At 41.8% G+C, this 13,732-nt stretch carries 12 protein-coding genes; 6 read left to right on the forward strand and 6 right to left on the reverse strand.

Annotated features, from left to right (window positions below):
• Positions 1–12: 12 nt before the first annotated feature.
• The 3 genes from M2408_RS16200 to M2408_RS16210 are packed head-to-tail and all read right to left on the reverse strand — an operon-like array spanning position 13 to position 4,556.
• Positions 13–1,689 carry a sodium/sugar symporter gene (locus tag M2408_RS16200; protein WP_259183345.1) on the reverse strand — a complete coding sequence of 559 codons (1,677 nt, stop codon included), beginning with the start codon at positions 1,687–1,689 and terminating at the stop codon, positions 13–15.
• A 52-nt stretch (positions 1,690–1,741) separates the two neighbouring features.
• Positions 1,742–3,070 (reverse strand): xylose isomerase, encoded by a 1,329-nt coding sequence (gene xylA, locus M2408_RS16205; protein WP_259183346.1) that lies wholly within the window; start codon positions 3,068–3,070, stop codon positions 1,742–1,744.
• A 1-nt stretch (position 3,071) separates the two neighbouring features.
• On the reverse strand, positions 3,072–4,556 hold the full coding sequence (locus M2408_RS16210) for a xylulokinase (RefSeq protein ID WP_259183451.1): 1,485 nt from the start codon (positions 4,554–4,556) through the stop codon (positions 3,072–3,074).
• 123 nt (positions 4,557–4,679) lie between these two features.
• Between M2408_RS16210 and M2408_RS16215 the strand changes: the two genes are divergently transcribed.
• From M2408_RS16215 to M2408_RS16230, 4 genes are all read left to right on the forward strand, one after another.
• Positions 4,680–5,702 (forward strand): LacI family DNA-binding transcriptional regulator, encoded by a 1,023-nt coding sequence (locus tag M2408_RS16215; RefSeq protein WP_259183347.1) that lies wholly within the window; start codon positions 4,680–4,682, stop codon positions 5,700–5,702.
• Between the two features lie 28 nt (positions 5,703–5,730).
• A complete protein-coding gene (locus M2408_RS16220; RefSeq protein WP_259183348.1) occupies positions 5,731–6,288 on the forward strand; it encodes a hypothetical protein in 558 nt (185 codons plus the stop codon).
• Between the two features lies 1 nt (position 6,289).
• The gene (locus M2408_RS16225; protein WP_259183349.1) at positions 6,290–6,763 is read left to right on the forward strand and encodes a hypothetical protein; all 474 of its coding nucleotides are present in this window, start codon (positions 6,290–6,292) and stop codon (positions 6,761–6,763) included.
• Positions 6,764–6,906: 143 nt separating this feature from the next.
• On the forward strand, positions 6,907–7,929 hold the full coding sequence (locus M2408_RS16230; protein WP_259183350.1) for a YCF48-related protein: 1,023 nt from the start codon (positions 6,907–6,909) through the stop codon (positions 7,927–7,929).
• A gap of 194 nt (positions 7,930–8,123) precedes the next feature.
• Here the strand turns inward: M2408_RS16230 and M2408_RS16235 are convergent, their stop codons facing one another.
• Positions 8,124–10,199 carry a Na+/H+ antiporter gene (locus M2408_RS16235; protein ID WP_259183351.1) on the reverse strand — a complete coding sequence of 692 codons (2,076 nt, stop codon included), beginning with the start codon at positions 10,197–10,199 and terminating at the stop codon, positions 8,124–8,126.
• A gap of 86 nt (positions 10,200–10,285) precedes the next feature.
• Positions 10,286–11,668, reverse strand: a complete 1,383-nt coding sequence (glmM, locus tag M2408_RS16240) for a phosphoglucosamine mutase (RefSeq protein WP_259183352.1) — start codon at positions 11,666–11,668, stop codon at positions 10,286–10,288.
• A 201-nt stretch (positions 11,669–11,869) separates the two neighbouring features.
• Here glmM and M2408_RS16245 point away from each other — a divergent pair, with 201 nt between their 5' ends.
• On the forward strand, positions 11,870–12,451 hold the full coding sequence (locus M2408_RS16245) for a phosphatase PAP2 family protein (RefSeq protein ID WP_120259090.1): 582 nt from the start codon (positions 11,870–11,872) through the stop codon (positions 12,449–12,451).
• Entirely contained in the window at positions 12,451–13,281 is an 831-nt protein-coding gene (locus M2408_RS16250; protein ID WP_259183353.1) for a ZIP family metal transporter, read from the forward strand. The genes M2408_RS16245 and M2408_RS16250 overlap by 1 nt, the downstream gene beginning before the upstream one ends.
• Here M2408_RS16250 and M2408_RS16255 read toward each other — a convergent pair whose 3' ends face one another.
• A complete protein-coding gene (locus M2408_RS16255; protein ID WP_259183354.1) occupies positions 13,282–13,731 on the reverse strand; it encodes a MarR family winged helix-turn-helix transcriptional regulator in 450 nt (149 codons plus the stop codon).
• Between the last annotated feature and the right edge of the window lies 1 nt (position 13,732).

Below are 13,732 nucleotides of genomic sequence, written 5' to 3' on the forward strand. Positions count from 1 at the left end.
TTGATGATCGGATTACCAATAGATGGAATACAATGCTGTCACCAATAAGGCAACAATCAATGCTCCGATCAAAAATGCTTTATGTGGTTTAAACATCGTTGTATCTACTTCCAGACCAGCAGGTACTACCCCACGTTTGTTGTCAATCAAACTGATAATAATCATACCGATGATACAGATCGCAAAGACAAAGCCCATCCGGTCCAAAAACGGAATTTCGTAAATCCCCGTTGTCGGATTTGGAATAGAGAAACCGGTAGAAGCCAAGAAAGAAAGATCTGCCCAATCTGGTAATTTTTTGAAAATAATGGATAAGATAAATCCACCGATCGTTGCAAATAATGCAGCATTTGATGTTGTCTTTTTCCAGAAAAATCCCAAGATGAACATGGCAAAAATACCCGGTGACACAAATCCGGTATACTCCTGGATGTATTGAAATCCACCTTTTTTGTCAATACCCAAATGTGGCGCGATAATCACGGCCAAAATCATGGCAACAACAACGGTCAATTTACCAATATTGACCAACTTCTTATCAGAAGCTTCGGTATTAAATACCTTTTTATAAATATCCAATGAAAAGATCGTGGCAATACTATTTGCTTTACCCGCCAATGAGGCAACTACCGCAGCTGTCAAAGCCGCAAATGAAAGCCCTTTCAGACCTGCTGGCAACAAATTCAACAAAACAGGGTAAGCATGATCCGGATTTACCTCACCATGTTGCATCATTTCATTTTGAAATAAGCCATCTTTCCACATAACGTATGCGGCAATACCCGGTAATACCACGATAATCGGCATCAACAACTTCAAGAATGCAGCAAACAAAATCCCGTTACGCGCAGTCTTCAAATCTGCTCCCAGCGCACGCTGCGTGATGTACTGATTACAACCCCAATAGTTCAGATTCACAATCCACATACCACCGATCAGAACCGTTAGTCCCGGTAAATCCAGGTAGTTTTCGTTTTTACGTTCCAGGATCATGTGGAAGTGATCAGAAGCTTTTTCAGTCATCAGTTGGTAGCCCTGTAAGATACCAGAACCACCATAATGTTCTGAAACAAGATTCAATGCCAAATAGGTTGTTGCCAAACCACCCAACACCAAAAAGAATACTTGAATAATATCCGTGTATCCGATCACCTTCATACCGCCCAATGTGATGATAACGGCAAAAATGGCTATAGCATACATACAGGCATCCAGGCTAATACCAGAGATACTGCTGACCGCAATTGCGCCTAAGTAAAGAATAGAAGTCAGGTTGACCACCACATATAATAGTAACCAAAAGACAGCCATAATCATGGCTACAGTGCCATTATAACGCTTGTGCAGAAATTGCGGCATCGTAAAGATCTTATTCTTGAGGTATACCGGAATAAAAAACACCGCCACAACAATCAGGGTAATTGCCGCCATCCACTCGTAAGTCGCAATGGCAAGTCCCATCTTGAAGCCCGAGCCACTCATACCGATAAATTGTTCTGCAGAAATATTGGATGCAATCAGGGAGGCTCCAATCGCCCACCAAGTCAGCGATCCTTCGGCAAGAAAATAATCCTTGGAGCCTACAGATTCAGACTTTTTGCGATAATACACCCATAATCCATAACCTGCGACAATGACAAAGTATATCAGGAAAACGATGTAATCTTTTGTACTTAAATAATTATTCATGTATTGGTAATTGGTTTAATTTGATCGTCTAATATAGAAATATTTTGAATAACTATATATACCTGTTGATCAAATTTTCTAAATACTCCTGTCTTCCACTGATCGTTTGAGGCTCACCAAATTCTACCGCTAAATCTCTTAAAGATTCCAACGTCAGGGCGCCTTGCTCAAAAGAGGCACCGTTGCCACGATCGAAGGATGCATAACGGTCTGTTCTTATTTTGCGGTATTCACCGTCTTCCAAGATACGTTCAGCAGTAAGCAAAGCCCGTGCGAAAAGATCCATCCCACCGATATGTGCGTAGAATAAATCTTGAGGATCAGTCGAGTTCCGACGGATTTTGGCATCAAAATTAACACCCCCGCCCTGGAAGCCGCCACCTTCTAAAATGATCAACATGGACTCGGTCAGTTCATTGATATCATTGGGAAATTGGTCGGTATCCCAGCCGTTTTGATAATCACCACGATTGGCGTCAATGGATCCCAGTTTTCCGGCATCAATAGCAACCTGCAATTCATGTTGAAAGGTATGCCCGGCCAAAGTTGCATGGTTTACCTCAAGATTGAGTTTGAAATCGTCCAATAGGTCATACTGTATCAAAAAGCCCAATACGGTAGCTGCATCATAGTCATATTGATGTTTAGTCGGTTCACATGGTTTTGGCTCGATAAAGAATGTCCCTTTGAAACCATTTTTACGGGCATAATCCTTAGCCAGGTGTAAAAACTGTGCAAGATGTTCCTGCTCCCGTTTCATATTCGTATTTAACAAGCTCATGTAACCTTCCCGTCCGCCCCAGAACACATAGTTTTCACCACCAAGTGCAATGGTAGCATCCAATGCAGCTTTCACCTGTGCAGCGCCGTGCGTCAATACCTGAAAATCCGGATTGGTCGCTGCTCCATTCATATAACGTCTGTGGCTAAAGAGATTGGCTGTACCCCAAAGAAGCTTGACACCACTCGCCTGCTGTTTTTCTTTAGCGTAGTCTACGATCGTTGCCAGTCTTTTTTCGTTTTCCAGCACATTATCCGTGTAATCCACCAAGTCTACATCATGAAAACAGTAGTATGGAATATTCATTTTGCTGATAAATTCAAAAGCAGCATCCATCTTATCTTTTGCACGTGTGATCGGGTCATTACTTTCATCCCAAGGAAATCTGTGAGTAGGCCCGCCAAATGGATCGGATCCGTCACCATTGAAGGAATGCCAATAGGAACAGGCAAACTTAAAATACTCTTCCATGGTTTTACCTGCAACAACCTGTTTGGGATTATAATAACGAAAAGCAAATGGATTTTTGCTTTGCTGTCCTTCAAACTCGATCTGTCCGATTCCTTTAAAAAATTCTTTTTGTCCTTTGATTATATTCATCTTATTTCGCATTGATTTTATTAACTAAAATTTCCTTCCACTGTTGATAACTTTCTTCATACTGATCAACGTGATTAGGTTCTACGGTATATACCGGTTTTAAGCTCCGGAAGGCTTCCCTGAAATCGGTATAATAGCCGCTACCGATTCCTGCGCCCATGGCAGCACCAACACTGCCGTCATGATCATATACTTCTACGGGAACATTGGTCGCACCCACGAATGAGTCTCGAAATACGGGGCTCAGAAATAGATTGGCATGTCCCGCACGGATCATCTGTGGATATAGTCCATTTTCGCGCATAATATCCAGTCCATAGCGGAAAGCAAACGCTATTCCTTCCTGAATCGCCCGCATGATATCAGCAGTTTCATGTCTATTGAGGTCGATTGCCGTTACCGATGCGCCCACCAGTTGATTATTCAACATACGTTCGGCTCCGTTTCCAAAGGGGATAACCTGTAATCCTTTACTACCGATGGGTGAAGTCGCTGCCAGGGCATTAATCTGATCATAGGAAAGCTCTTTTCCCAAGAGCTTCCGGCCCCAGCTGTTCATGATACCGGTACCATTGATACAGAGCAATACACCGGTCCGGATTTCATCTTCCCGATAGTTAACGTGGGCAAATGTATTGACACGGGATTCGCGATCAGCGATCAGCTTGTCGCTCACGCCATAGATAACACCCGAAGTGCCCGCTGTGGCGGCTACTTCACCAGGTTGCAGCACATTCAAAGAAAGTGCATTATTAGGCTGATCTCCAGCTTTATAGTTGATGGTTACCGCCGCTGACAACCCCAACTCCTCCGCTACAGTTTGCTTAATCTGACCGTGTTCAGCAAAAACGGGCAATATTGTGGGGATCAGATTCGCATCGAAACCATAATAGTCTAGGAGCGCTGTGGATAGTTCATTGCGCTGAAAATCCCAGAATATTCCTTCCGATAATGCAGAGATGGAGGTACTAATGGTCCCTGAAAGCTTCATGGCTATAAAATCCCCGGGAAGCATGATCTTATCAATTTTCTGATAGATCTCGGGTTCATTGGCTTTTACCCAAGCTAGTTTGGAAGCGGTAAAATTACCTGGCGAATTGAGATGGTGTTGCAGGTTGAAGGCCCTTCCCATTTCCTCAAAAGCGGCATTTCCCAGTTCAACAGCCCGACTATCACACCAGATAATGGCATTGCGCAATACCTGTTGGTCCCGATCGACAACAACGAGTCCATGCATTTGATAAGCTATACCAATGGCTGTGATTTGTTTGGGATCATACAAGCCTGAAGCATTTGCCTTGGAAAGAGCCTGTTTGAAATAGGACCACCAATCCCTAGGATCCTGCTCCGCCCAATTGGGTTGCGGCGAAATAATAGGAGCCTCCTCAGCGGGATATTGCGCCGAACAGACCTTTCGCTGCGAGAATGCTTCGACAATGGAAACTTTGACTGAAGAAGTACCGATATCTATACCTAAAAAATACATATGAATTTCTGAAAACTGGTTATTAAAAACAATTGGCGGAAACAAAATAGCAACCGGTTGCATAAAAGTAGAGTATGTTTCCGTATTTTCCAAAATATTCAATAAAATTATTTACTTTGGGGCGTGAATAAAAAAACAACGATCTATGATATTGCGCGGGCGCTTGGAATTACGGTTTCAACGGTTTCCCGTGCCTTGAATAATGTACCCACCATTAGTGAAGCTACGCGACAATTGGTCTTGGCAAAAGCAAAAGAGCTGAATTACAGTGTCAATAAAATTGCATCTTCACTCTCTTCGGGGCGCTCCAATACAATTGGTGTTATCGTACCGACCATGCAAATCCATTTTTTTGCTGAGGCTGTTCACAGTATTGAAAAAGAACTAAAAAAACACAACTATAGCTTGCTGCTTTATCAGTCGAATGAATCCTATTCAGATGAGGTAAATGGCGTCAAAACCTTATTGGAAGCACAGGTGGATGGTATCATTGCATCACTCTCCTTAGAAACTCAGCAAATAACACATTTTCAGGAGGTCATCAAGCAGGGCAAATGTCTGATCATCTTTGACCGTACTCACCGGGATATTGCAGCACCAGTAGTCAAATTGAACGATTTTGAGGCGGGCTATCTGGCGACCAAACACCTGATTGAACAAGGGTATAAAAATATTGGCTTTATCACCACAAACAAAGAAATCGCTATCTTTCAGGATCGCTTTAGTGGTTTTGAAGCCGCCCTAAAAGAGGCTGACCTTCCACAGTTGGATGATCTTATTGTCCGCGGTGAACTATCTATTGAAGCGGGGATAAAAGGTACTGAACAAATCTTGCAATCTTCCATTCAACCGGATGCTATCATTGGTGGTGATGACTTTACAGCTGTTGGGATTATCCAAGCACTAAAAGCGGCTGAGATTGCTATTCCAGCGACCGGTGTCATCGGTTTTGCAAATCAGACTTTCTCTTCGTTTATTACACCAACTTTATCGAGTATCGATCAACAGGCCAACAAAATGGGTGAAGAATGTGCTAAACTCTTTCTGAAGATGGTCAAACAAAAGGATCCTTATGAAGATATCGAACAAGTTGTTCTCGATCCAATCCTGATAAAAAGAAAATCTACCTGTAAAATAGACAAATAATTGATAACTTTGCCGAAATTTGAAATAAATGCAAGCCAGGCAGAAGTTTAGAATTTTAAGTATTTGCTTATTATTTGTTATCCAGGCACTCTTTCTAGTCGCCATTTTTGTTGAAAACACCAACTCATATATTGTACTGTCATTCATCGGATTACTTTCCTTATTCATCTTATATAGTTACCTCAAATCGCCGATACACCACCACATCCATGAATATGAGTCGATCAAAATTGCGGTTTGGGTGCCGATAGGCGCTATCGCCTCCTATTACTTCAATCAGATTTTTGGTCTTGGCCCGGTCATGGGGGCTGCACTAACGGGCACATTGGCGTCCTTCATCCCCAATATCAATAAAGATTCTGGCTACCTTCCACATCTTCCTGCTGCCATCTATTGTGGTGCTTTTGTGGGTATGTCGAGTTCCCAGGTTGCTCATGGTTTTTCTTTTATATTGACGGCGAGTGTCTTTACCGCAGTCTTTCTGGTCATTTCAAAAAGTTTACTGAATGGCGTCGGTGGCAAATTGGGGACACTGGCTTTCCTCGGTGTTTCGTTGACCTATTTACTACTTTATCTTTTCAAATAACATGGAAACATTCATTCTATATCTTGTCGGAATTATCGGAAGTACAGCAACATATTATGTAAATACAAAATACAAACAGGGCGCAGTACGCTCTTCCGCATTACTGACGTTGATCGTGTCTGCTTTCCTCTATTTCTTCCCCCATCTACTCTCCATCTATCTCACACAGTATATTCCAGCCGTATTTATCGGTGCTTCTTTTATCGGTATGGTATCCAAAACGCAGCTGTCCACCTATTTCGGACTTTCCTTGGCAGGTGTTATCTTCACCACCATCCTGCTCAACACCAGTAAGTTTTTCAATGGCTATGGTGGCGCATTGGGCACATCGGCCTGTATATCCTTGCTCGTTATTTTAAGTATACCTTATTTCAAATCACCAAGAAAAATGACAGTTGGCTTACTCCTATTGAGGAAAACAATCTTGAAAAAAGGACGTAAAGCATCCCGCAGAAGTGTAGATTTGTCTAAATAATATCCGTAGATTTACCATAATAACATAATTGGATCTATTGCAGTAATACAAGTGAATTTAGCGTAAATAGATCTACCGCAATTATATAACTGAATTTAACATAATTATGCAGCTGAATGCACTACTATAATTAGTATAACCACATGAAACCACTATTTCTTCTCTTTTTCATTCAGGTCTTTCTTGTCGAAAGTGTATCTGCACAAAAAAACACAATTCAGCTGTTGGACCAAGAACGCAATAGCAGCTATCGGGGACTAAGTGTTGTTGATGATCAAACACTTTGGGTCAGCGGAAGCAACGGCACAGTGGGCTTAAGTACCGATGCCGGGAAAAATTGGCAGTGGGTCAATCCGATCGGCTATGAAAAGATTGACTTTAGAGATATCGAAGCTTTTGATGAGAATCAGGCCCTGATTATTTCAGCAGGTTCTCCAGCTTTAGTATTGCTCACAACTGATGCGGGTAGAAGCTGGAAAGAGGTTTTTAAAGATACACGACCCGAAATATTTTATGATGGTTTTGCCTTTACACCAAAAGGTGTCGGTATAGCTTTTGGCGATGCCATCAATGGGAAGATGCCTTTAATAAAAACAACAGATTTTGGGCAGACCTGGAAGGATATATCCTCCAATTTAAGCTATACCATTGCCGAAGGTGAAGCCGGTTTTGCCGCCAGTGGTACCTCCATCTTTAGTCTTGCAACTGGAGATTTCTGGATCGCAACCGGCGGAACGGTTTCCAATATTTACGCTAGCGGTGATCAGGGGGACACTTGGCAGCGTTACAGTTGCCCCATCACGCAAGGGCAAAATAGTACTGGCCCTTTTTCCATTGCATTTAGTTCCCCTAAATCAGGGATCGTCGTTGGCGGCGATTACAGAAATGATAAAAACAAGGATAAAGCCTGTTTTTTGAGCAATGATGGCGGCAAAACCTGGCAGGCCTCAAGTCAACCAGTATCGGGTTTTAAATCGGCTGTAATCTATCTTTCGAACAAACAACTGATCAGCACCGGAACCTCGGGAACGGATCTGTCAGCGGACAAAGGAAAAACATGGTATACAATCTCTCAAGAAAGCTACAATGCGGTGCAGAAGGCTAAAAAAGGTAAAGCCGTCTTTTTGGCTGGAGATAAAGGAAAAATAGCAAGGCTGGTCCAATAGATCAACCTTGCTATTTTAAACCCGCGAGCAGGCAAGTCTCAGATAGTATCTAAGAGCCCAAAGCCTTTTCAATTTATCCTGTCCGGCATATTGGGACTGAACTTCACCGCAGGTGCCAATGGCTTTTTTGAATGACTCTTTATCACGATACCAACGCTTGACAAAGCTTTATTACCGCCAGTTGTGTAAGCAGCTTATTTGCGTGTCAGGCGCGACTCTTCTAAATCCAATGAATATTCCAAATCTTTGATGACATCACTGTCGTACTCTTTGCTTTCTTTCATTTTTGCTAATCCGTTGCGACGTACAACCAGAATTTCTAGCATAATTTTATTATACAATCCCCTAACGGCTGATAGCTGTGCTCGGGTATCTTCTTCTTTGGCACGTTCAGATGCATTTATACTTCGGATGAGCTGTTCTTTTACTCGTGCGATTGTCTCATACTCCATCATCTCCTTGGCATAGTGCTTATCGAGATAGGCTATAGAATCCCTACCGAGCCTAACACGAATTTCATCAATTTGCTCTTCCATCGGCACCTGTTCATCAACCTCCTCGATCTTGATCAATTTTATCAGCAAGGGCAGTGTAAGTCCCTGAAACACCAGAGTCACCAGAATAACGACAAAAGTGATAAACAAAATAAGATTACGATGCGGGAAAGCTGTTCCGTCATATAAAGTCATCGGGATAGCCAAGGCTGAGGCAAGCGAAACAACACCCCGCATACCAGCCCAACCGACGATCAATGGTAGTTTCCACCCCGGGCCTTTTTCTCTGACACGGACTCTTTTGAACAATAAACGTGGAACATAAGCCGAAAGATAAACCGCGACCAAGCGCAATACAATGACAATAACACAGATGGCCAAAGAAAAATCAATTGCCTCTTCCATCGAGTACTCACCCAATCCATTGATGATCACAGGAAGTTCAAGCCCGATCAGGATAAAAACAAAGCCATTCAATAGAAAACCTATTGTTGCCCACACCTCCTTGGTTTGGATACGGGTATGGTAATTGAGATAATCACCTGCCCGGAAAGAAAGAAATAAACCACCACTGACGACAGCCAAGACGCCCGACCATTCAAAATGTTCAGCAACGATATACATCAGGTAAGGAGCGATCAGTGTAATGGGTGTCGATATACTGGAGGATTTAGCGACATAACGCAAGAAAAAATATAAGATATGGCCGATCACAAGTCCAACAACAACACCCATGACTGACAGGACAAGAAATTGTGTTGTTGCTGTACCCATCGCAAATTGTCCCGTTAGGATAGCAATGGAAGCAAACCGAAATACGGTCAAAGAAGCCGCATCATTAACCAAACTCTCCCCCTCCAGGATAGCAATACCCCGTTTGGGTATACTCACACCTTTTAATACTGAACTTGCGGCTACCGCATCCGGTGGAGAAATAATACCGCCCAACAGAAAACCTAAAGCCAAGGTAAAGCCAGGAATAATACTGACTGAAAAATAAGCGATTGCCAAGGATGTGAAAAAGACCAGACCAAAACCCATAATGAAAATGGATCGACGCCATTTCAGAAAATTGTTCCAGTTGGTATACCAGGCTGCTTCAAACAACAAGGGTGGCAAAAATACCAAAAAGACAATATCGGGATCTATGCTTATCACGGGCGCTCCAGGGATCAGAGAAATCCCTAAGCCGCCAATAACCAATAAAATGGGATAGGATATCTTTAAGCGTTGGCTGAGTACAAACAGCATCGCCATAAAGAAAAACAGCACCATTACCAAGAGTACATTATTATGCACTTCATGGCCAAGCTTCCCGCCGATAGCGGATTTAACATCAGCATAAGGTGCAAGCATAGACAGGTTATATTGTTGGATTTTCCAATCATTGTCTATTTTGCTCAATACACCAGTACCCCGAAAGTACTTCGTGTTTATCTTAAAGGTTTCGTCAAACCAAGCCGTCGTACTATCGGTATTAAAATGGAGGGATCTGTTCTGGTAGGTATAGTTCCAGGCATATTTAGGGTTAAAATACTGTTCAGAGAATTTATCGCTATGGTTTTTATCCCAACGTTCCTCCCGGTCGGCGCCCAATATTACTGCATCTGCCGCAAGTGAATTGATAAAGGGGCCAAACTTCACCTCGCCTGAAGATTTATGCCAGGTATCTAATGTCTTATTGATCACATCAATGGGTTCCTGGGCCATCAGGGGAACCGTAAATAAAAATAGACTCAAAAAACAATAAATCGCTATAAAGGTCTTTTTAATCATAAATTATGAAAACGTGTTTTTATTTTGTGGAAATATCTTTCCATTTAGATCATAAAACAAAAAGCTGCGGATGCAGCTTTCTGTTTTTATTTAATTATTTCTTCGATCTCGCGAATGATTTTTTGTGCAATCTGCTCAGCGGCTTCCGGTGTTGGTCCTTCGGAGTAGATCCGAATGATTGGCTCCGTATTGGATTTACGCAAATGCACCCATTCGTTTTCAAAGTCTATTTTCAGACCGTCGATGGTACTGTGCTCTTCATTTTTATATTTCTCCTCCATTTTCGCCAAAAGATTGTCGATATCCAGTTCCGGTGTCAACGTGATCTTATTTTTGGACATGAAATATTGCGGTAGTGAAGCACGGTATTCAGAAGCTTTCTTGCCCAGCTTAGCCAAATGTGTCAGAAAAATAGCTACACCCACCAAAGCATCACGACCATAGTGTGAGGCTGGATAGATTACCCCACCATTACCTTCGCCACCGATCACTGCATCAACTTCTTTCATTTTAGTAACCACATTGACCTCGCCAACAGCAGCAGCATAATATTCACCACCATGTGCCTTGGTTACATCACGCAATGCACGTGTAGATGATAAATTGGAAACCGTATTACCTTTTTTATGTTGTAACAGATAATCTGCAACTGCAACAAGTGTATATTCCTCACCAAATAACTCACCATCTTCCATCATAAAGACCAAACGGTCCACATCTGGATCAACGGCAATGCCCAAATCAGCTTTATTTTCGATTACAGCGGCCGATAAATCTGTCAAATTTTCTTTTAAAGGCTCTGGATTATGCGGAAAATTACCATTAGGCTCACAGTGAATTTTATAAATTGTATGTACACCCAAAGCATCCAACAAAGCCGGGATAAATGTACCACCCGTACTGTTCACCGCATCCAAAGCAACTTTAAAGTTCGCCGCTTTGATCGCTTCTTTATCTACATATTCCAATGCCAATACAGCATCAACATGTTTTTGTAGGTAGGAGTAATCTTTGTGTACTGAACCCAGTTGCTCGACAGCAGAAAAATCAAAATCCAGGGATTCTCCAAGGGCTAATACTTCCTGACCTTCCGCATCAGATATAAATTCGCCTTTCGCATTTAACAGTTTGAGCGCATTCCATTGTCCCGGGTTATGGGAAGCTGTCAGGATAATCCCTCCCGCCGCTTGCTCCAGGGGAACAGCAATCTCCACTGTTGGTGTTGTCGATAATCCCAAATCAATCACATCAACACCGATACTTTGCAGGGTTCCGATAACCAGGTTGCTGACCATTTCGCCAGAAACACGAGCATCTCTTCCAACCACAATTTTCTTTATTCCGCTTTGCTTTACGATGATAGTTCCGTAAGCAGCTGTAAATTTAACAATATCTATCGGCGTAAGTCCTTCTCCCGCACGACCGCCTATCGTACCTCGTATTCCTGAGATTGATTTAATTAAAGTCATTTCCTTTGAATTGATTAACGTGTAAATTTAGCATTATGACAATAAAATATCGAATTAAAATTATAATTATTGAATATTTAATGTATCTTTGTTGCAACAAAGTTGTTTTTAAAAGAAACAATCGTTTGCAATGAAATTATTTTTACTTTTGAAAAGCGAGTTTTTAAAAGTTTGGGAATTTCATTGTAATCAACAAGATTTATGATTCAACAATTAGTACACATCGACCAAGAAATTTTTCTTGCCATCAATCAAGGTTTAAGTAACCCTGTATTTGATTGGCTGTTGCCTATACTACGTAATCCATACACCTGGGCTCCATTGTATCTATTTCTGGTTATTTTTTTCATCAAAACCTATGGAAAAACAGGTATACTGATTGTAGCAATGACGTTGGTTACTTTCGGTATTTCCGATGGTATCTCATCTCATTTGATCAAAAAGACTGTCAAAAGAATCAGGCCCTGCAATGATGTGGAGTTTAAGGAAAATGTCAATATCCGGGTACGATGTGGCTCCGGATTTAGCTTTACTTCCTCTCATGCGGCCAATCACTTTTCCTTGGCTTTCTTTTGGATTGTGCTATTCCGAAGAAGATGGAAATATGTACTTTGGTTATGTATTGCCTGGGCATTCTTGATTTCAGTCTCCCAAATCTATGTTGGTGTTCATTACCCGTTTGATATACTCTGTGGCTCCGCGCTGGGAATCCTAGTTGGGTTGGCTACAGGCTATCTGTTTAAGCGGTTCGTACCTAGCTTTTTTAAAACTGAACAAGTATAATGAATTCAATTTTATTGATTTTAATTTTATTCGTACCTGCATTTGCAAGTGGTATCGCTGTCTTTTTTGTACAGAAAAAAGGGACAAATTTTCTAAAATTGATCCTTTCATTTAGTGGAGCCTATTTATTCTCCATTACTGTCCTGCATTTGATTCCCCATGTTTATCAGTCGACAAACACCTCACCCGAAATATTGGGTATCTATGTACTTGGAGGCTTTCTGTTCCAGTTATTCCTTGAGCAATTTTCGCAGGGAATTGAGCACGGGCATATCCATACTGAAAATGAGCATGGTCATCACAGCCATAGTTTTCCGATCGGTATCATGTTTAGTTTATGTCTACATGCTTTCCTGGAGGGAATGCCATTGGCGGCGACACATCAGACCGAACTTGCATTAGGGATTTCAATCCATCATATTCCAGCTGCATTTGCCCTAGGCAGTATCTTGATCAGCACACACCTCAAAAGAAATACGATTATTATCACACTGGCTCTATTCGCGGCTATGACTCCTTTCGGCTTTCTATTAAGTAAAGCGATTAGCGCTGGTGAGGTGGGTAATATTCAACAATATTTTGATAAGATCATGGCTGTGGTTATTGGTATATTTCTGCATATATCCACAACAATATTGTTCGAGTCCGGATCTATAGACCATCATAAATTCAACAAAAGAAAAATGATTGCGGTAATTGCCGGTGTGGCCATTGCTCTGGCAAGTTTTGCTTTCGGCGGTGAACACGACCATGCACATGGACATGATGAAGGCCATCAAGAGCTGCATGATCATGATCACGACCACCATGACCATGATCATACACATTAATCAACCTCTTAGCTTGTCCAATAAAATACTGAGTTGCATTGCTTCCTTTTCACTGATTCTATTGGTTAAAATATCCGTCATCAGCATTGGCTCTTCAAGATTTTCAAGGATCTTCAGGCCTTTATCGGTGATAACTAGATCAACGGCGCGTTTATCACCACCCGATTGACAGCGGGAAACAAGTCCTTTCGTCACCATCCGATCAATCATACGGGAAATATCGGGTGTTGTACTTAGCATTCTTGATTTGATCAGGTTATTGGTTGCAGGCTTTGGATATTGGCCTCGGAGGATGCGTAAGACATTAAATTGTTTCAAAGTGATCCCTTCTTTGGCTGCTCTTTGTTCAAGTTCATTATTCAGCCAATTGTACGTATATAGAATGTTTACGGTACAACGATGCCATTCATTACTGAATTTACTTACTTTGATTTCGTCCTCGATTTTCATT

This window comes from Sphingobacterium sp. BIGb0165 (genome assembly GCF_024810095.1).
Taxonomy (GTDB): Bacteria; Bacteroidota; Bacteroidia; order Sphingobacteriales; family Sphingobacteriaceae; genus Sphingobacterium; species Sphingobacterium detergens.

Excerpts from the sequence above, each read along its gene's own strand:
- M2408_RS16255 (WP_259183354.1), bottom strand. The coding sequence starts at position 13,731 with ATGAAAATCGAGGACGAAATCAAAGTAAGTAAATTCAGTAATGAATGG.
- xylA (WP_259183346.1), bottom strand. The coding sequence starts at position 3,070 with ATGAATATAATCAAAGGACAAAAAGAATTTTTTAAAGGAATCGGACAG.
- M2408_RS16200 (WP_259183345.1), bottom strand. The coding sequence starts at position 1,689 with ATGAATAATTATTTAAGTACAAAAGATTACATCGTTTTCCTGATATAC.
- glmM (WP_259183352.1), bottom strand. The coding sequence starts at position 11,668 with ATGACTTTAATTAAATCAATCTCAGGAATACGAGGTACGATAGGCGGT.
- M2408_RS16235 (WP_259183351.1), bottom strand. The coding sequence starts at position 10,199 with ATGATTAAAAAGACCTTTATAGCGATTTATTGTTTTTTGAGTCTATTT.
- M2408_RS16230 (WP_259183350.1), top strand. The coding sequence starts at position 6,907 with ATGAAACCACTATTTCTTCTCTTTTTCATTCAGGTCTTTCTTGTCGAA.
- M2408_RS16210 (WP_259183451.1), bottom strand. The coding sequence starts at position 4,556 with ATGTATTTTTTAGGTATAGATATCGGTACTTCTTCAGTCAAAGTTTCC.
- M2408_RS16220 (WP_259183348.1), top strand. The coding sequence starts at position 5,731 with ATGCAAGCCAGGCAGAAGTTTAGAATTTTAAGTATTTGCTTATTATTT.
- M2408_RS16245 (WP_120259090.1), top strand. The coding sequence starts at position 11,870 with ATGATTCAACAATTAGTACACATCGACCAAGAAATTTTTCTTGCCATC.
- M2408_RS16250 (WP_259183353.1), top strand. The coding sequence starts at position 12,451 with ATGAATTCAATTTTATTGATTTTAATTTTATTCGTACCTGCATTTGCA.
- M2408_RS16225 (WP_259183349.1), top strand. The coding sequence starts at position 6,290 with ATGGAAACATTCATTCTATATCTTGTCGGAATTATCGGAAGTACAGCA.